Here is a 17,844-nt window from a genome sequence, read left to right on the forward strand (position 1 = left end):
ATCTGAATATTCACCTCTCTTGCACATTTACTAGATATGCATAGAAATACCTGCGAAGAAGAATAGAAATACCTGCGAAGAAGAACAGATCGAGATACGCCTGCGCATCGGATACATCGGTGTATCGTTTGGGGTCCCACCCTGACGGAGGCGCCGATGACGACTGGAACGGACAACTCGCCGGCCAAGCGTGTCACCAAACGCCGTGGTCAGACCCGGCAGCGTCTGCTCGACGCGGCTGCAGATGTCTTCTCCGAATCCGGGTTCGGGCACGCCACGGTCGAGCAGATCTGCGAACGCGCCGGATACTCCCGAGGCGCGTTCTACTCCAACTTCGATTCACTCGACGAATTGTTCTTCGCGATGTGGGAGCAGCGATCTGCATCAATGCTCGCCGATCTACGGCTGGCGACGGAGTCGATCACCGCCGGTAACATCGTCGACATCCATGCCGCTGTCGCCCGGATCGTGGCGGTGGTTCCGGTCGACCCGCAGTGGTACCGGATCAACGCGGAATTCACAGCCCACGCGCTCCGTAACCCGGCACTTCGCAAAGCCCTTGCCGACCGTGAAGACGCGATCCTTCGCACCCTGTTGCCCATTGTGGAGTCCGCACTCAGCGATGTCGGGCGAACAATCGTCGGCGACCCGACGGCGTTGGGACGGGCATTGGTTGCAGTGCACGACGGCACCAGCGTGCAGTGCCTCGTCGATACCGACACCAACGCCGCCTTTGCACTGCGCCGCGATATCTTCACTCGAATTCTGCTGTCCTACAGCGAAATAATCCAGAACAACCAATCGGAAGAGGAGTTGTCGTGAGCGAACAAGCTGACGTCATCGTTGTCGGGGCAGGGCTGGCGGGACTGGTCGCCACCTACGAACTGACGCGCGCGGGCCGCAAAGTCCTTGTCGTGGAACAGGAGAACGCTGCCAACCTCGGCGCGCAGGCATTTTGGTCTCTCGGCGGACTCTTCCTCGTGAACAGCCCCGAGCAACGCCGACTCGGCATCAAGGACTCCCTCGAGTTGGCAATGCAGGACTGGATGGGCACAGCCGGATTCGACCGCGACCGCGAAGATCACTGGCCGCGTCAGTGGGCCAAGGCGTACGTCGAGTTCGCAGCGGGCGACAAGCGTCAGTACCTGCACGATCTGGGGCTTCGCCTGATGCCGAATGTCGGCTGGGCCGAACGCGGCCGCGGAATGGCTCTTGGACACGGCAATTCGGTGCCGCGCTTCCACCTCACCTGGGGAACCGGCCCCGGCGTGGTCGATGTCTTTCTGACCAAGGTGATTGCTGCCCAGAAGCGCGGACTGGTCACGTTCAAGCACCGCCACCAGGTGGATCAGTTGGTGGTGACCGACGGTGCGGTCACTGGTGTACGCGGAACCGTCCTCGAACCTTCCAGTGATCTGCGCGGCGTGAAGAGCTCGCGCACCCCCATCGGCGAATTCGAGTTCGCCGCACAGGCCGTCGTGGTCACCTCCGGTGGAATCGGCGGCAACTACGAACTGGTGAAGAAGAACTGGCCCGAGCGACTCGGCAAGGCGCCGAAGCACATGCTGACGGGAGTACCTGCACACGTCGACGGACGCATGCTCGAAATCACCGAATCCGCAGGCGGAAACATCGTGAACCGCGACCGCATGTGGCACTACACCGAAGGCATCCAGAACTGGAATCCCATCTGGCCCAACCACGGAATCCGAATCATCCCCGGACCGTCCTCGATGTGGTTCGACGCCACCGGCAAGCGTCTGCCGGTCCCCAACTTCCCAGGCTTCGACACGATGGGAACTTTCAAGTACATCCTCGACAGCGGCCACGAGTACACGTGGTTCATCCTCGACCAGAAGATCATCGAGAAGGAGTTCGCACTCTCGGGATCGGAACAGAACCCTGACTTCACCAACCGCGACTTCAAGCTCCTCCTCGAACGAATCAAGAAGGGCGCGCCGGGACCGGTCGAGGCGTTCAAGCAGAAGGGCGCGGACTTCGTGGTGCGCAACAACCTTCGTGATCTGGTCGACGGCATGAACGCCCTCACCGACGAACCGCTCCTCGACTACGAGGACATCGAACGCGAGATGATCGCCCGCGACCGCGAAGTCGATAACAAGTACAGCAAGGACTTCCAGGTCACCGCCATCCACGGTGCCCGTAATCTGTTGGCAGACAAGATCGTGCGCGTCGTTGCACCGCACAAGATCCTGGACCCCAAGAACGGCCCACTGATCGCGGTCCGGTTGCACCTACTCACACGCAAGACCCTCGGCGGCTTGGAAACCAACCTGGATTCGCAGGTCATCAAGGCCGACGGCAGTGTCTTCGACGGCCTGTACGCAGCCGGTGAAGTCGCGGGCTTCGGCGGCGGCGGAGTCCACGGTTACAGCGCACTCGAGGGGACCTTCCTCGGCGGCTGCATCTTCTCGGGCCGCGCAGCCGGACGAGCATTGGCGCGCGACCTGTAGCCCCGAAATCAGGCGAGCGAATGCGAGACCAGAATGTGGTGGGCACGCATTCGCCGCGCCTCGTGCACGGATTGATGGTGGTGATGGTGCGTCGGCCCGCGCGCGTGGCGGACCAGATCGTGAACAGTACGGATGACGGTCGGCATTGCGACCCTCCCTCAGGAGATTGTGACTGCTACTCTTGCCTGTGGAATCACTGTCTGGACACCGCCACTCGCGCCACCTCCTCCGGATCGATGAGGTGGGTATGGTCGTCGTCACTGACATCGATCTGCACGACGTCGATACGTGCGTTGAATGTGGTTGCGCCACTGTAATCAACACTGACAGGCATGCCGTAGTCATCCCCGATGTCGGTGGTCTCGTCCGCGGAGAAGACCATCGGTTGCGTCTGCTCGACGCGACCTGAGCCCACTTCGCGACCGTCGTGATAGATCGTGACCCCACCGCCTCTCGCGAGACCACCTCCGTCGTAGGTGAACTCAGCTCTGATCTGGTGTGATCGTGCCGGAATGTCAACGTCGGAACCGATGACGAACTCGGTCATGCCCAATAGGTTGTAGACGAATTTGGCGCGGCCTTCCCGCGCGTAAAGTGCCCAGCCACCAAATCTGCCTCCCTGCGCGATCATCACACCGTTGGCAGTAATGCCATCCGCGACGTCGACTGCTGCTGTGACACTGAATGATCGGTTCTTGATACTCAGCACGCTGTGCTCGCTCAGCCGTTTCATTCCGGGAAACAGAACCTGTCGATTCCCGGACACCAACTGCGGACGCCCCGCGATGTGAGGGTTGAACCTCTCGAATCTTCGGTCGTCGATCGGAAGCACGTTGTACTTGACTGCTTCGATCAACCACAAGCGTTGCAGTGCAGCGAGTTTCTCCGGCAACTCGGCCGCCAAATCTTTGGACTGCGTCCAATCCTGAGACCCGTCGTAGAGCTCCCACACGTCGTCGTCGAGAGCGGGGAGTGCCTCCGCGAAAAGCCACGGAGTGCTGTGCCTGGTGACCGCACTCCAACCCTTGTAATAGATTCCACGGTTGCCGGCCATCTCGAAGTACTGCAGATCGTGACGTTCGGCGACTTCGGCGTCGTCGAAGGTGTAGACCATGCTGGTCCCCTCGATGGGTGATTGCTGGACGCCGTTGACAAAGGTCGGTTCCGGTAGTTTCGCGACTTCGAGGATCGTCGGTGCAACGTCGATGACGTGGGTGAACTGCGACCGCGTCTCCCCCTTGGTCCGAATCCCTGCAGGCCAGTGCACGATCGTCCCGTTACGGGTGCCACCCCAGTGTGACGCAACCTGTTTCGTCCACTGATACGGCGTACACATTGCCCACGCCCACCCCACGGAATAGTGGTTGTATGCGTCCTTGGTACCGAATTTGTCTTTCACTTCCGCCATGAACTCGGGTGTTTCGATGGCGGCGAGTCCGTTGAAGTTGGCCATCTCGTTGAAAGCGCCGTTGATCGTCCCCTCTGCGGATGCTCCGTTGTCTCCGATGATGTAGTACACGAGAGTGTTGTCGAGAGCTCCGAGTTCTTCGATCGCATCGACAAGCCGGCCGACATGGAAATCGGTGTGTTCGAGAAATCCTGCATAGACTTCCATTTGGCGTTCGAGGACGGGCTTCATCTCCTCACTCATGTCCTCCCACGCCGGGATGGCCTCGGGACGCGGGGTGAGGACCGCATCCGCGGGAACGACCCCCCGCTGCTTCTGCTGCTCGAGAATCGATTCGCGTTGAGCGTCCCAACCTCCTGCGAACCGGCCCTCGTACTTGTCGGCCCACTGCTTCGGAACATGGTGCGGTGCATGTGTGGCGCCGGGTGCAAAGTAGACGAAGAACGGCTTGTCCGGAGCCAATGACTTCTGCATCCGAACCCAGTCGATCGCGTGATCGGCAAGGTCCTCAGTGAGGTGGTAACCCTCCTCCGGTGCCTTGTCCGGCTCGACAGGCGCGACGCCCTCGTACAGCGCCGGGTAATACTGGTTGTTCTCCCCGCCGATGAATCCGTAGAAGTGCTCGAATCCGCCTTCTCCCGTCGGCCACGACGTGAACGGTCCCACCGGGGATGTTTGCCACGGCGGAACCTCGTGACACTTGCCGAACTGCGCCGTCGAGTATCCGTTGAGTTTCAACGTCATCGGCAGTGCGGCTTTGGTATTCGGCCGCAGGCCGGAAAGACCAGGAGCCGAGGTAGCGGTTTCGGTGATCGATCCCATGCCGACCGAATGATGGTTGCGCCCGCTCAGAAGAGCGGCGCGGGTCGGAGCACACAGTGCCGTCGTGTGAAACCGCGTGTACGTGAGCCCATTACTTTGCAATCGCTCAGCAGTCGGTGTGTCCGCTGGTCCGCCGAAGGCACTGCTCGCGCCATATCCCACGTCGTCCAACAGGACCACCAGAACGTTGGGTGCGCCGGCCGGCGGTAGTAGCGGAGTGATCGGCGGAAACTCGGTGTCCGGATCCTTCGCGTCGTACGTCACCAGACCAAGATGTTGTCGATCCGGAATCGGTAGTACGGCGCGGCTCTGGTCTGTCGGATCCGTCATGACGTCTCGCCTTCTGTCTCTCACATGGCTCTTTCAAGCGTTTCAGGATCACGACGACGTCGACATCATCCGTTTCGGGTGAAGGCGCACCCTTGCCGCAGCGTGGAGGCTTGAAGTGTGGATCAGCCCGGACGTTTCGCTCCCACCCCGATCGGGCATGCCTTCCTCGTCCCCCGGCGCCGTGTACGTGCCGGCCTGACCCAGATCCTGTGCGTCGTCGTGGGACTGGCTGCCGGACTGGGGATGCCGTACGTCCGGAGCGGCCCGATGATTCCTGCCCGTCAGGTCAGCGAGATGCTCGTTGCCCTCGGACTGGGGCTATTAGGTGTAGTGGCAGTGATCTTCTCGCTGCTGTTCCTCGTCGTCCAATGGGCCGCGACCACCTTCACTCCTCGCTTGTTGTTGTTCCGCGACGACCCCATCGTGTGGCGGACGTTTGCCTTCGCGATAGGCCAGTCCGTTTTCGACATCACGGCAGCGCTCGCCATCAGCAACGAAACGGACGTGTCGGTGATCGTGCCCAGCCTCGCAGTGCTGGCACTCTTGGCCACGCTGACGCTGATCAGACTGCTCCAGCTGCGCGCATTCTCGGCCATCCAGTTGGCTCCTGTACTGACCACGATCTCGAGTCGTGGCCGAGCAGTCTTCGCCGCCGTGTACCCCACCACTGATCTGGAGTTGCCTCCTCTACCAACACTTCCGGTGATCACGACAATCGAGTGGCATCGACCGCCGGCCGTTCTGCAGCAGATCCTCGTCGAAGATCTGCTGCAGAACGCTCGGAACTGCCGATCCATGGTGGTCCTCCGAGTGTCGCCGGGTAGCACGCTGCGAGACGGATTGCCGCTCGCCGACGTCTACGGCGGACCCATGCCCGCCAACACGATCCTTGACGCCTTGGTCAGTGGGAGTGAGCGGACCTTCACCCAGGACCCCCTACTCGCGATTCGGTTGTTGGCTGACATCGCGCTCAGAGCGCTCTCACCCGCTATCAACGATCCTGCGACGGCCGTGCAGGCTCTGGACGAGATCGAGGACCTCCTCTCTCTGGTGGCCTCCGTACGCGCAGATTCGATCCGGGCCGTCGACGAGCGTGGTGATCTGCGTGTGGTGATTCCACTGCCCGACTTCACGAGCTTCGTCAGAACCGGACTGGACGACGTCATAGCCTCGGCATCGAACTCGCCACTCGTTCTGGGCCGACTTCGCGACCTACTTTCGCACGTCGCCGCCCAATCGGAGTCTCGGAACCGCGATATTCTCGCCAAGCGCGCTCGCTGGATTGATCAGCTGTCACAAGGCTTCCCGCGACTCGAACCCCCGTTGTGAACCCGTACAGATTTGCGGGCCATCGCGTCAAAGCATCGTCAAGATCAGTCTCAGAGCTACGGGAAATGACGATACTGACTCGGTGAGACATGCAGTGATACTCGGACACCGTGGAGTCATATCGTCGACGACCCGCCCGGCCCGTGGGCCAGAGAATCAGAAGCTCTCCGTCGCAACCGGACTGGCAGGGCTTTCGCTCGACGCGATGGCCTCGGTGTCGTACGGGCCAGAAGCCATCGTGTTGGTGTTGGCCCTCGCCGGCGGCGCGGGGATCGGGTTCACCGTGCCGGTGACGATCGCCATCGCCGTGCTGCTTGTGGTCCTGGTGGCGTCGTATCGCCAGGTGATCGCCGCATTTCCCGAAGGCGGTGGCGCCTACGCCGTCGCAAAGAAGCATCTGAGCCCGCGGGCAAGTTTGACCGCCGCCGCGTCGTTGATCGTCGACTACACCCTCAACGTCGCGGTATCGATCGCAGCCGGTGTCGCGGCTCTGACCTCCGCCTTCCCCGCACTTCTTCCCTACACGGTCTGGATCGCACTGGCCATACTCGGCGGCATCACGGCACTGAATCTGCGGGGCATCGCAGATTCCGCGCGGGTATTCATGTTGCCCACCGTGGTTTTTGTCGTCAGCATCTTCACGGTGATCGGTGCCGGACTGCTTCGGGAAAACCCTGCCGCCGCCACGGCTCCCTTTGTCGTCGACAACGCACACACGATCGGCATTCTCCTTCTGCTCAAAGCCTTTTCGAGTGGTTGCGCCGCATTGACCGGAGTCGAAGCCATCGCCAATGCGGTACCCAGTTTCAAGAAGCCTCGCGTGCGTAGCGCTCAGCGTGCCGAAGTAGCTCTGGGAATCCTTTTGGGCACCATGCTGATCGGCCTTGCCGTGTTGATCGAGAAGTTCTCACTGGCCCCGGTCCCCGGAACAACGGTCCTGTCGCAACTCACTTCCGCTGCCCTCGGAAATGGTGTGGGCTACTACGTCGTCCAATTCTCCACCGTGATTCTGTTGGCGTTGGCCGCGAATACCTCGTACGGCGGACTTCCGAACCTGATGCGAATCCTCGCCGACGACAACGTGCTCCCGCACCGCTTCAGCCGGAAGTCGACGCGCGACGTCTTCACGTACGGCGTCTTGTCGCTCGGTGGCGTCGGTGCTCTCCTGCTCATCGGATCCGGCGGAAACATGAACACCTTGGTGCCGCTGTTCGCCATCGGTGTGTTCATCGGATTCACGCTCGCGCAGTTCGGCATGGTGCGCCACTGGCTCGCCGAACAGACGCCGGGCTGGAAGTGGCGATTGGCGCTCAACGGTTTCGGGGCTGCGTTGACTTCGATCGCAGCAGTGGTGACTACCGCCATGAAGTTCACCGAGGGAGCCTGGCTGATCGCTCTCGCCCTCCCTGCGCTCGTCCTCGGTATGGAACGCATCCGGGGCGCATACACGCATATCGGTACACGGCTGACCGTTCAGAGTGAGAGCGATTCTCCGTCAATCGGATACAAACCAGCGGTGCTCGTGCCCGTATCCGAAGTTACGTCACTCTCCACCCGCGCGATGGCCGCAGCAACAGCGATGTCTTCGCAGCCCATCGCAATTCGAGTCTGCCTTGCCCACGAATCGACGACGGACTTCACCCGCCGATGGCAAGCCCGACATCCGAATTCGCGTTTGATCGTCATCGAGGACACCGAGAATTCGGTGGGGAACACTCTCGCTCGATACGTCCGTATGCACTTCCCCCACCGAGAGACCTTTGTCGTAGTCGCCACCATCGACCCGGCAACCAGATGGCACCGGTTCCTCCCGAGCCAACGGACCGACGAGATCGCTCATGCACTGCGCAGACACACCGAGGCCGTGGTGTGCCAAATTCCGGTCCGGATCGATCCGGCTCACCGCGATCCCGCCCTACGCGCGTAAGCAGACGCTCAGAGCGAAGTCCCGAACAACATGCCGAGCAAATACGTCGCGCCGGCAGCGCCGTAGCCGATCGCAAGTTGGCGTAGAGCCCTCTTGAACGGCGGCCCGCCCGAGAGCAACCCGACCACAACGCCCGTCGTCAGCAACGCGATCCCCACGAGAACAGATGCGACGATCAGAGCCGTCATGCCTTCCAGGCCGAACAGATACGGCAGCACCGGAATGATTGCGCCCGAGGCGAAGAAGCAGAAACTTGCCGCCGCTGCGCCCAACCCGGTTCCGACGGCTTCATGGTCGTCGACAACGTCCGCGGCGCCGAAGGTGCTGTTCGCGAGGACCTCGGCGGCGCGCTGGTCCGCTTCCTCGGCGGACATACCGCGGGCCCGGTAGACCAGGGCCAATTCGTTCGCGTCGACGTCGAGCAGGCCGACAGCTTCGCTGGCAGCCGGACCAGGATTGGACGCTTCCAACAACTCTCGCTGCGAGCGGACTGAAACGTACTCGCCGGCGCCCATCGACAGGGCGCCGGCTAGAAGCCCGGCCATGCCGGTGATCAGAACGATCTGGTTGGAGACGCCGCTACCGCTGATGCCGAGTACAAGGGCGAGATTGCTGACCAGGCCGTCGTTGGCTCCGAAGACGGCGGCACGAAACGTCCCCGAAAGTCTGTTCCGACCCCGAGTGGCCAAGGCCCGCACCACTTCTTCGTGGATCTTCTCGTCCGCGCCCATCGATGCAGTCGCGTCGGCGTCGTTGGGATACGGGGATCGCGTCTCCGCGCGCTGCGCAAGAGCGAGCACGAAGACGGAGCCGAAGCGCCTGGCCAGAAAGCCCAGTATCCGAGTGCGGATATCGCCGCGAAGTGGTTTGCCGACGTGATCGCCGAGTAGCGCTCGCCAGTGCGCCTCGTGTCGCCCCTCCGCGTCGGCCAGTGCGAGAAGGATTTCGCGCTCCTCGCCGCTGCGCCTACTCGCGAGGTCTCGGTAGACGGCGGCCTCGGCTTGTTCGTCGGCGAGGTATCGTCTCCAGCGCTTGACATCTCGCGGGTCTGGATCGGGTCGTGCGGCCGGAACTGTGGACATCGTGTTCCCCTTTCCGGTGAGGCGGTCACGCTTCGAGTACGCGGTCCATCCACGTCGTCAGATCGTTGATGACGTCGTCGCGGTTGGTCTCGTTGAAGATCTCGTGCCTGGCACCCGGATAGGTGTAATAGGTGACGTCTTCGATCCCCGCCGAGTTGTACCGTTCGACTGCGACGTCGGTACGGCTCAGTGCGGCGTTGAGAGGATCCGAGGTGCCGACGAAGACCAGGATCGGAAGGTCTTGTCGCACACCCTCGACGTCGACGAACCTCGGTCCCGCTGCGATCAGTCCGCCCATGCCGGCGTCGTCCAGGCTGAAACCACACAGTGGATCGTTGATGTACAGATCCACCTGCGCTTCGTCACGGCTGAGCCAGTCGTGCGGAGTACGGGCCGGTTCGAATTCGGCGTTGAACTGGGCGAGGACGTCCGGGCCGTCGTTGACGAGGCTCTCGATCAGTTGATCGACCGCGGTGGTCCCCGACAGTGCGACGGCGTCGATCAGGTGTGAATGGTCGAGGATGTACTGCTGCGAAGCGAACGAACCGAGGCTGTGGCTGAGCAGTACGACGGGCAGGCCGGGGTGTTTGTCGCGGATGATGCCCGTGAGGGTCACCATGTCTGCCACCAAGCGGTTCCAGCCGTCGTCGCCGATGTTGCCTGGGCCGGCGTGCATGCTCTCACCGTGGCCGCGGTGGTCCGCCGCGTAGACCTGGAAACCGCGAGCATTCAGGGCTTCGGCAACGTGTGCGTAGCGTTTTGCGTGCTCACCCATACCGTGCGCGAGTTGAACAACCCCTCGAGGTTCCTGCTCGGTGGGCCATTCGTGGACATGAATGACCACTCCGTCGTCGCTGGTGAAGGTGAACATGCGCTACTCCCGGTGGTCGCGATCCGGACAGGTCATTTCTCATGCTAGATCCGCAACGGCAATCCATCCGGGAAGTAGGTCCTGATCACCGGCGAGCCTGATTCGTTTCTGCACATCCGGCTTCAAACTCGGATATACCGGACACGGATGTTCGGAAACAGTTGTCGACCAGCCTGAGGAGTACAGAGCGATGAATTCGAACCGCATGCGCAACGTCGGCTTGTTGGCGGCTCCACTTGCTGCTCTCGCCCTTCTCAGCGGTTGCGGCTCGGATGAAACGGGAACGGCCGAGAGTTCACCGGCACCCGCCTCAACGACGACCGCCTCTGCGCCGACGACCCAGACCGGCACCGCTTCACCTTCGACGACCCATACCGATCACACCCAAACCACAACCTCGACGGCACCCAATCCCGAAGGCTGCGCGATCGGGGAACTGAACGTCACCCTCGGCGAGTCGAGTGGCGCCGCCGGTTCTGTGGAGCTTCCGGTGGTCTTCACCAACACGGGCGGCCGCACGTGCACGCTCGACGGTTTCCCCGGCGTCTCGTATGTCACGGGAGCGTCCGGAAGCGAAGTGGGTGCTGCAGCCGGCCGCTCCGGATCCGGTTCACTCGTCTCACTTGCCCCTGGCTCTGCCGCAACGTCTCTGGTGCGCGCCACGAACGTCGAGAACTACCCGGCAGATCAGTGCGGCGTGACCGACGTTGCGGGACTGAGGGTTTACCCGCCCAACAGCTACGACTCGGTCTTCCTCGCCTACCCCACCAAGGGTTGCTCGATGACCGGCGCGAACATCAACCAGCTGACGGTCGCGCCGGTCGCCCGCTGAGTCACGGCTTGAGACGTCGTAGACCCCAGAGCGCAGGCAGGAGGAACAATCCCGAAAGGATCAGGACGAGTGCAGCTTCCGTGAACTGGAAACGCCAGAACCGATCATCCGAGTGGTAGCGAACTTCGTAGTGGTCGACCCCGTGCTGCCGCAAACAGATCTCCATCTCTCTGTTCTGCTGCGCTGAGAGCACATCCATGCGGAGGCTGTACTCGGCGCCGGTCTCCTCCGGGCGCTGGTCGTACGGGTCCTCATCGCCTGATCCACCCCACATGCACTCGTCGTATCCGATGTCGACCCAGTTACCTCGGAGGTCGACATATCCCTGCGCGAGTTCCCAATTGACCGCGGGGATACTGGTATCGCTCGAATAGTAGGAACTGAATCCGGCGACGGGTGATGTTCGGACACTCGGCTCGGCGTAATCGGGTCGTGCAACCAACTGAAATCCTGCCAGGATCGCAACAACACCGACCATCGTGATCGCCATTGCGCCGATCGAACTGCGCACCAGCAAAGCCAGTGCTGCTCCGAGCAAGAGTGACATGGATGTGTACGCACCCAAGACCAGTCCGCTGGATTGAAAGAGTGGATACGACAGGTTCGATATCTCGACGAAAGTCGAACGCCCGGCAACAAATCCATACCGGGAGTTATCCGGGAGGGATCGAGCCCATTGCAATGCAAATCCGAGCAATGCGGAAGCCACAGAAATCGGCAGGAAGACGATCAACACACGGGTCCAGAACCACCGAGTCCGACTGACCGATTGAGTAAGCCCCAGTACGTGTGTTCCTTGTTCGACATCCCGCGAAAACACGGTTACCCCGATCAACACGCCGAGGAACACCGGCAGAGCAGTAGCAACCACTGTCGTCAGGGTGAGAGCCGTCTCTGCCGTGCAGATCGCGGTGATGTCGTCGAAGCAACTGAGTGGCGATCCGAAGCGTTGGGTTTGTCCGCTGCTCTTGATGATCGCACCACTCGACAAGACAATGACTGCCAGTGCCGCGATGAATCCCAATGACACAACGAGCGATGTCCGGTGGTGCCGCCACGTAACCCAGATCATGCCGCCACCATCGTTTCTGCGCTCAGGTGCCCGAGCACCACGTCGTCGAGAGTTGCGTCGTCGATCACCCAGCCGGCCCGAGGGCTCGGACGGATTCCCTCCACCACGTGAGAATTCGACCGCATCCCCTTGTCGGTATGAATGACCGCACCGGCACCGACCACGTCCGAAGGATCGCCGTCCCCGATCAATACGTAATGGGCAGCGATCAATTCATCCAACGGACCGGACAATCTCGCGTTTCCGCCGCCCAGCAGAAGAAGTCGATCCGAGACGTCTGCCAATTCGGAAACGATGTGTGACGACAACAGAACTGTGGTGCCGTACTCGGCAACGTCTTCGAGCAGAGTGGTCGCCACAGACCGCCGTGCCACCGGATCGAGATCTGCCAGAGGCTCGTCGAGTAGAAGCAACTGCGGTCTGCGTCCGAGCGCCAAAGCCAGTGCAACCCTGGTTCGTTGACCTGGTGACAGAGTCTTCGCCTTTGCATCGAGAGCAATCCCAGCGCGCTCCACCAGATCCAGAGCGTACTTCGCATCCCACTCGTCGTTGGTGTATGCGCCGAATCGAAGAAGTTCTGCCACAGTGAATTTGGGGTACAGGGGCTTGTGCTGAGCGAGGTACGACAGGCCTGGGCAGATGCCGTCCTGATCCGGCGTGCTGCCCAGGACGGAGATCGAACCGTGGTCAGGCATCGTCAACCCGACCGCCAAGGACATCAGTGTGGACTTGCCCGCTCCGTTCACCCCGACCAGGGCAGTGATGCTTCCTGTTGCGATCTCGAAAGTGCAGGCGTCGAGCACCTTCTTCTTGCCGAAGCGCTTGTCCACGTCCTGCATCGTCAGTGCCGATTCTTGCGCAGTCATGATGTCTCCCCCTGCTTTCCGGACGGATCCGTTTCGATGAACGTCTTCTCGAGTTCCAAACTCACCAGTGCTTCGATGTCCGTGCGCTCGAGTCCGGCGGCCACGGCATCTGCCACCCAACGCGCCAACTCGCGCCGTAGCGCAGAGCTTTCCGCCATACCGGGCTTGGCCAGGGACTTGACGACGAACGTGCCCAATCCGGGCCGCGGAGCAACAAGTCCGTCGCGCTCGAGTTCCTTGTAGGCCTTCAGGACTGTGTTCGGGTTGATCGCGAGCGCTCCCACGACGTCCTTGGCTGTGGGCAGCCGATCCCCGACTTGGAGATCACCGAGCCTGAGCGCCTGCTTCACCTGAAGGACCAATTGCACGTAAGTGGGAATGCCGGATCGGCGGTCGATACGGAAGTCGATCATCCGAACCCTTTCACTAGTTCATTAGTGGAATAGATATTTACCCTGCCTTGACCTCCCGGGTCAAGCCAGACGACCCCTGTAAAGTGCAGATGCCCCGGTTCACCGGGGTGCCACGCTGCTCGTGTGAAGTTCGGTGAAACCCCGGCACTGTCGACGCAACTGTGAATTCGCCCGTCACTACTCGAGGCGAACGAGTCAGGTCACCGGCCTCGTGGCGACACGATGGTTCTCGGACGAAGGACCGCTCGTGGCGCTTCGCCTCGCGGCCGCGCTGCTCGCGACCCTTCGCCACTAGCGGAGGGGTGGCTGTGAGTACTCGGCCGACACGTAAATTCAGATCTGTACTTGCAGCACTGACGGTGAGCACCGCACTGCTTGCCGGTGCGTGCAGTAGCTCGACGTCCGATACACCCGCAACCACAGCGGCCTCGGACGGCTCGTTCCCGGTGACTGTTGTTTCCGGTCCCACGGATTCCGGCACGGACATCACCATCGAGTCACGTCCGCAGTCGATCGTGTCACTCAGTCCCAGCGCCACCGAGACCCTGTGGGCCGTCGGCGCGGGCGATCAGGTGAAGGCCGTCGACAATCAGTCCGACTACCCGGCCGGTATCCCGGTCACCGATCTCTCGGGCTTTCAACCGAACGTCGAAGCCATCCTCGGCTACGCACCGGATCTGGTGATCGCATCGGATGACATGAACGATCTTGTCTCCGGACTGCAAAAGGCGAAGGTGCCGACACTCCTACTACCGGCAGCGACGAGCATCGACGACGTCTATGCCCAGATCGAGCGCGTCGCGAAGGCCACCGGCCACGAGGACAAGGGCACCGAAGTTGTCGACACCATGCGCTCGGACATCGACGCCGCTGTCGCCAGTGTTCCTGCGCGCCAACAGCCGCTGACGTACTTCCACGAACTCGACTCCTCGCTCTACACCGTCACGAGTTCGAGTTTTGTCGGGCAGATCTACTCGCTGTTCGGAATGAAGAGCATCGCCGACGCCGCGGGGCAGGGTGACTATCCGCAGTTGTCCGCCGAATTCGTGGTACAGGCCAATCCCGATCTCATCTTTCTCGCAGACTCCCAATGCTGCGGAGTGACAGCAGAATCCGTCGCCGCTCGACCCGGGTGGAGCGGCATGAAAGCGGTTACCGGCAACCAGATCCATGTGCTCGACGAAGACCTCTCCAGCCGCTGGGGACCTCGTGTCGCCGACCAGGTGAAGGCCGTCGCTGCCATCGTTGCCCAAGTTCCCGCGGCCTGAGCACTCGATGATCAAAGCCGGTATCTCCCAACATCGGACCGCCGTTCTGCTCGGCGCCGCGCTGATTCTGTGCGCCGCCTTGCTGATCGGTGTTCTGGTGGGGCCGGCCGGTTTGACGCCTGATCGGACCATTCTCGAACTTCTGGACGGAATACCCGGCATCCACCTCGATTCCGGCCTCACCGCAACACAGCAGGCGATTCTCTGGCAGATCCGGCTTCCGCGAGTAGTCCTGGGCGCGTTGGTCGGAGCAATGTTGGCGGTAGCCGGCGCCGCCTACCAGGGCGTGTTCCGAAATCCCTTGGCGGATCCGTATCTCCTCGGAGTTTCCAGCGGAGCCGGACTGGGCGCAACCCTCGCCATCGTTTCGGGTGGAGCGCTGGGCATGTTCGGAATTCCCATGGCCGCCTTCGTCGGTGGTGTGCTGGCAGTGTTCGCAACTTATTCGCTCGGCCGAAGCATTGGCGGGCCGCAGAACGCGGTAGTCATCATCCTCGCCGGTGTCGCAGTCGCGGCGTTCACGAATGCAGCACAGACTTTTGTTCAGCAGCGGTTCGACGATTCACTGCGCGAGGTCTATTCCTGGCTACTCGGCGGACTGTCCACCGACGGTTGGTCGGAAGTTCTGGTTGTCCTGCCGTACGTTGCGCTGGCATCTGCCGTCATCCTGGTACACCGGCGCGTACTCGACGTGATGGCGGTAGGTGACGTCGAAGCCGCCAGCCTCGGCGTCGACCCGGCCAGATCACGCCTGGTGCTGGTGCTCGCCGCAACTCTGGGAACGGCGGCGGTCGTGAGTGCAAGTGGACTGATCGGCTTTGTCGGAATCGTTGTTCCCCATGCGGTTCGACTGGTCGTCGGCCCGTCGCATCGACTGCTTCTCCCCCTGTCACTCATGCTGGGTGCGGCGTTTCTCGTCCTCACCGATGTTGCCGCCCGCACGGTCATGGCACCGGCCGAACTCCCCATCGGGGTTGTAACCGCGATGATCGGCGCTCCGTTCTTCCTTCTGGTTCTGCGCCGCAGCCGGGTCTCGGCATGACCGACAGCGCAGTGTGGTGCCGCGACCTCCGAGTCAACCTCGGCGGCAAGGACGTCGTCGACGGCATCGATCTCGATGTGACACCAGGCGATTGGGTTGCCGTGGTCGGGCCGAACGGCGCCGGCAAGACAACCTTGATGCATGCCCTCGCTGGATTGATTCCGTCTACCGGTGAGCTCTCGGTCGGGGGACTGAGTCCTCGCAATTCCAGCCGCAAGGCGATGTCCGCCGTCGTCGCGTTGATGCCTCAGCGTCCGGTAGTACCCGAGGGCTCAACGGTCAAGGAACTGGTTGCGCTCGGCCGCACTCCCTATCTACGACGCTTCGGAACCGAAACCGCCACTGACCGTTCGGTGATCTCTTCGGTGATCGAGAGGCTCGACCTCACCGAGTTCGCAGATCGACGAGCCACCGAACTTTCCGGCGGCGAATTGCAGCGCGTGGTCCTGGCTCGGGCGCTGGCTCAAGAACCGCAGGTACTGCTCCTGGACGAACCCACCAGCGCGCTCGACATCGGTCACCAGCAGCAGGTTCTCGACTTGGTGGAGGAACTGCGTGAAGCCGACAACATCACGGTCATCGCCGCGATGCACGACCTCACTCTCGCGGGTCAGTACGGTCGACGAATCGTGTTGCTGGACAAGGGCAGCGTCGTTGCCGACGGCACTCCCTCATCGGTGCTGGAGGCAGACCTCCTCGGCCGCGTGTACGGAGCTCGGGTCGAAATCCTGGACCGACCCAGCGGTCCCATAGTTGTTCCGATTCGGCAGGAGGGCACCCGCTGATGGAACTGATGTTGCTCGGCACCGGTGCTGCTGACGGTTGGCCGAACCCGTTCTGTACCTGCCCTTCCTGCCTGGAAGCCTTGTCGAGTGGAACCATTCGCGGACACACTGCTGCCCTGGTGGACAACAGAATCCTGTTGGATTGTGGTCCGGAAGTACCGCGTGCCGCGTCGCGATTCGGTCGCACGCTGGCACACGTCGAACACATCCTGCTGACGCATTCGCATCCCGATCACCTCGGCCCGATGGCATTGCTGTTCCGGTCCTGGGCATCGCGCAGCGAACCACTTGAGGTTCTCGGACCACCCGACGCGCTCGCTCTCTGCCGAGACTGGGTGGGCCCGGATGACCCGGTGACCTTCACACCGCTCGAGACCGGCCAGTCGATCATGTTGGGCACCTATCGTGTTCGCACATTCGAAGCCGCGCACGAAGTAACCACCCTTCTCTACGACATCACCGACGCATCCGGAACCCGAATCTTCTGGGCCACCGACACCGGGCCTCTGCCCGAATCCACTGTCGACGCCCTTGCCGACGCGCGTTTCGACGCCGTCTTTCTCGAAGAGACCTTCGGCCACAAGACCGACCACGGCACCGGGCACCACGATCTGCCGAGTTTCGCGGAGACGGTGTTGCGGCTCCGCAACTGCGACGCGATCACCGATCGAACCGATGTGGTCGCCGTACACCTCGGGCACCACAACCCCGTCGAAAACGAACTCTCGGAAGCACTTCGTGTGTCAGGGGCGCGAGCGGTTCCGGATGGAGCTGTGCTCGAGATCGGGGTAGGACAGAGCCATCGAACTCTGGTCACCGGTGGCGCCCGCTCGGGCAAGTCCACTTACGCGGAGGGCCTGCTTGCCGGCTACCGGCACGTCACGTACATCGCCACCGGGGATCCGCTGGACGACGATCCCGACTGGATCGAACGAATTGCGTCGCATCGCGCGCGGAGGCCGCCGACGTGGACGACGGTAGAGACCTCCGAGGTCGCCGAAATTCTCGTGGCCGCAACAACACCGATCCTGATCGACTGCCTCGGCACGTGGCTGACCGCACGTCTGGACCGACATCAGGCGTGGGCGACAGAAGATCTCAGCGACATCCACGCAGATATCGACCGGTTGGCCGACGCCTGGACCGCCTGTCCGGTTCCGATTGTCGCCGTCACGAACGAAGTGGGAAGCGGCGTCGTCCCGGACACGAAGTCCGGGAGACTGTTCCGCGATCTACTCGGTCTGGTGAACAGCCGCATCGCCAGTGAATCGGAGTCCGTGGTCCTGATGACCGCCGGGCTCCCCCTGAGCCTGCGCGTGTGAC

Annotated in this window: 16 protein-coding genes; 9 read left to right on the plus strand and 7 right to left on the minus strand. The window is 61.9% G+C overall.

Going from position 1 to position 17,844, the window contains the following annotated elements; genetic code table 11:
• Positions 1-156 precede the first annotated feature (156 nt).
• On the plus strand, positions 157-822 hold the full coding sequence (locus A0W34_RS25735; RefSeq protein WP_042924910.1) for a TetR/AcrR family transcriptional regulator: 666 nt from the start codon (positions 157-159) through the stop codon (positions 820-822).
• Entirely contained in the window at positions 819-2,474 is a 1,656-nt protein-coding gene (locus A0W34_RS25740; protein ID WP_003940084.1) for an FAD-binding dehydrogenase, read from the plus strand. Before A0W34_RS25735 ends, A0W34_RS25740 begins: the two co-directional genes overlap by 4 nt.
• Before the next feature lie 8 nt (positions 2,475-2,482).
• On the opposite strand, the gene A0W34_RS32840 is transcribed toward A0W34_RS25740, so the two are convergent.
• Positions 2,483-2,620, minus strand: coding sequence for a hypothetical protein (locus tag A0W34_RS32840; RefSeq protein WP_156888946.1), 138 nt, complete (start codon positions 2,618-2,620; stop codon positions 2,483-2,485).
• A gap of 47 nt (positions 2,621-2,667) precedes the next feature.
• Positions 2,668-5,034 (minus strand): arylsulfatase, encoded by a 2,367-nt coding sequence (locus A0W34_RS25745; protein ID WP_081558489.1) that lies wholly within the window; start codon positions 5,032-5,034, stop codon positions 2,668-2,670.
• Positions 5,035-5,151: 117 nt separating this feature from the next.
• Between A0W34_RS25745 and A0W34_RS25750 the strand changes: the two genes are divergently transcribed.
• Together A0W34_RS25750 and A0W34_RS25755 are read left to right on the plus strand one after the other, a co-directional pair.
• Positions 5,152-6,363, plus strand: coding sequence for a DUF2254 family protein (locus A0W34_RS25750; RefSeq protein ID WP_081558490.1), 1,212 nt, complete (start codon positions 5,152-5,154; stop codon positions 6,361-6,363).
• 94 nt (positions 6,364-6,457) lie between these two features.
• Positions 6,458-8,290 (plus strand): APC family permease, encoded by a 1,833-nt coding sequence (locus A0W34_RS25755; protein WP_081558491.1) that lies wholly within the window; start codon positions 6,458-6,460, stop codon positions 8,288-8,290.
• A gap of 8 nt (positions 8,291-8,298) precedes the next feature.
• Here the strand turns inward: A0W34_RS25755 and A0W34_RS25760 are convergent, their stop codons facing one another.
• Both A0W34_RS25760 and A0W34_RS25765 read right to left on the minus strand, forming a co-directional pair.
• Positions 8,299-9,372: a VIT1/CCC1 transporter family protein gene (locus tag A0W34_RS25760; protein ID WP_007729922.1), complete on the minus strand. Its 1,074-nt coding sequence runs from the start codon at positions 9,370-9,372 to the stop codon at positions 8,299-8,301.
• Positions 9,373-9,397: 25 nt separating this feature from the next.
• Positions 9,398-10,243, minus strand: a complete 846-nt coding sequence (locus A0W34_RS25765; protein WP_047271960.1) for an alpha/beta hydrolase — start codon at positions 10,241-10,243, stop codon at positions 9,398-9,400.
• A 190-nt stretch (positions 10,244-10,433) separates the two neighbouring features.
• On the opposite strand from A0W34_RS25765, the gene A0W34_RS25770 reads away from it, so the two are divergent.
• Positions 10,434-11,075 carry a DUF4232 domain-containing protein gene (locus A0W34_RS25770; protein WP_042447085.1) on the plus strand — a complete coding sequence of 214 codons (642 nt, stop codon included), beginning with the start codon at positions 10,434-10,436 and terminating at the stop codon, positions 11,073-11,075.
• A 1-nt stretch (position 11,076) separates the two neighbouring features.
• On the opposite strand, the gene A0W34_RS25775 is transcribed toward A0W34_RS25770, so the two are convergent.
• Genes A0W34_RS25775 through A0W34_RS25785 form a run of 3 tightly spaced genes read right to left on the minus strand, consistent with a single transcriptional unit; the run spans position 11,077 to position 13,426 of the window.
• Positions 11,077-12,147 (minus strand): ABC transporter permease, encoded by a 1,071-nt coding sequence (locus A0W34_RS25775; protein ID WP_232329928.1) that lies wholly within the window; start codon positions 12,145-12,147, stop codon positions 11,077-11,079.
• Positions 12,144-13,013 (minus strand): ABC transporter ATP-binding protein, encoded by an 870-nt coding sequence (locus A0W34_RS25780; protein ID WP_081558493.1) that lies wholly within the window; start codon positions 13,011-13,013, stop codon positions 12,144-12,146. Before A0W34_RS25780 ends, A0W34_RS25775 begins: the two co-directional genes overlap by 4 nt.
• Positions 13,010-13,426, minus strand: coding sequence for a GntR family transcriptional regulator (locus A0W34_RS25785; protein WP_003939899.1), 417 nt, complete (start codon positions 13,424-13,426; stop codon positions 13,010-13,012). The genes A0W34_RS25780 and A0W34_RS25785 overlap by 4 nt, the downstream gene beginning before the upstream one ends.
• A gap of 308 nt (positions 13,427-13,734) precedes the next feature.
• Between A0W34_RS25785 and A0W34_RS25790 the strand changes: the two genes are divergently transcribed.
• From A0W34_RS25790 to cobU, 4 genes are read left to right on the plus strand one after another with little or no spacing between them, the layout of a single operon-like run.
• On the plus strand, positions 13,735-14,694 hold the full coding sequence (locus A0W34_RS25790; RefSeq protein WP_058038466.1) for an ABC transporter substrate-binding protein: 960 nt from the start codon (positions 13,735-13,737) through the stop codon (positions 14,692-14,694).
• Between the two features lie 7 nt (positions 14,695-14,701).
• Positions 14,702-15,736 (plus strand): FecCD family ABC transporter permease, encoded by a 1,035-nt coding sequence (locus tag A0W34_RS25795; protein ID WP_019745569.1) that lies wholly within the window; start codon positions 14,702-14,704, stop codon positions 15,734-15,736.
• Complete coding sequence (locus A0W34_RS25800) at positions 15,733-16,521, plus strand: ABC transporter ATP-binding protein (protein WP_058038267.1); 789 nt, start codon at positions 15,733-15,735, stop codon at positions 16,519-16,521. Before A0W34_RS25795 ends, A0W34_RS25800 begins: the two co-directional genes overlap by 4 nt.
• Positions 16,521-17,843, plus strand: a complete 1,323-nt coding sequence (gene cobU, locus A0W34_RS25805) for a bifunctional adenosylcobinamide kinase/adenosylcobinamide-phosphate guanylyltransferase (RefSeq protein ID WP_081558494.1) — start codon at positions 16,521-16,523, stop codon at positions 17,841-17,843. Before A0W34_RS25800 ends, cobU begins: the two co-directional genes overlap by 1 nt.
• Position 17,844 lies beyond the last annotated feature (1 nt).

Source organism: Rhodococcus sp. BH4 (assembly GCF_002079265.1).
GTDB lineage: Bacteria > Actinomycetota > Actinomycetes > Mycobacteriales > Mycobacteriaceae > Rhodococcus_F > Rhodococcus_F qingshengii.

Excerpts from the sequence above, each read along its gene's own strand:
- A0W34_RS25770 (WP_042447085.1), top strand. The coding sequence starts at position 10,434 with ATGAATTCGAACCGCATGCGCAACGTCGGCTTGTTGGCGGCTCCACTT.
- A0W34_RS25735 (WP_042924910.1), top strand. The coding sequence starts at position 157 with ATGACGACTGGAACGGACAACTCGCCGGCCAAGCGTGTCACCAAACGC.
- A0W34_RS25780 (WP_081558493.1), bottom strand. The coding sequence starts at position 13,013 with ATGACTGCGCAAGAATCGGCACTGACGATGCAGGACGTGGACAAGCGC.
- A0W34_RS25775 (WP_232329928.1), bottom strand. The coding sequence starts at position 12,147 with ATGATCTGGGTTACGTGGCGGCACCACCGGACATCGCTCGTTGTGTCA.
- A0W34_RS25760 (WP_007729922.1), bottom strand. The coding sequence starts at position 9,372 with ATGTCCACAGTTCCGGCCGCACGACCCGATCCAGACCCGCGAGATGTC.
- A0W34_RS25785 (WP_003939899.1), bottom strand. The coding sequence starts at position 13,426 with ATGATCGACTTCCGTATCGACCGCCGATCCGGCATTCCCACTTACGTG.
- A0W34_RS25800 (WP_058038267.1), top strand. The coding sequence starts at position 15,733 with ATGACCGACAGCGCAGTGTGGTGCCGCGACCTCCGAGTCAACCTCGGC.
- A0W34_RS25795 (WP_019745569.1), top strand. The coding sequence starts at position 14,702 with ATGATCAAAGCCGGTATCTCCCAACATCGGACCGCCGTTCTGCTCGGC.
- A0W34_RS32840 (WP_156888946.1), bottom strand. The coding sequence starts at position 2,620 with ATGCCGACCGTCATCCGTACTGTTCACGATCTGGTCCGCCACGCGCGC.
- cobU (WP_081558494.1), top strand. The coding sequence starts at position 16,521 with ATGGAACTGATGTTGCTCGGCACCGGTGCTGCTGACGGTTGGCCGAAC.
- A0W34_RS25765 (WP_047271960.1), bottom strand. The coding sequence starts at position 10,243 with ATGTTCACCTTCACCAGCGACGACGGAGTGGTCATTCATGTCCACGAA.
- A0W34_RS25745 (WP_081558489.1), bottom strand. The coding sequence starts at position 5,034 with ATGACGGATCCGACAGACCAGAGCCGCGCCGTACTACCGATTCCGGAT.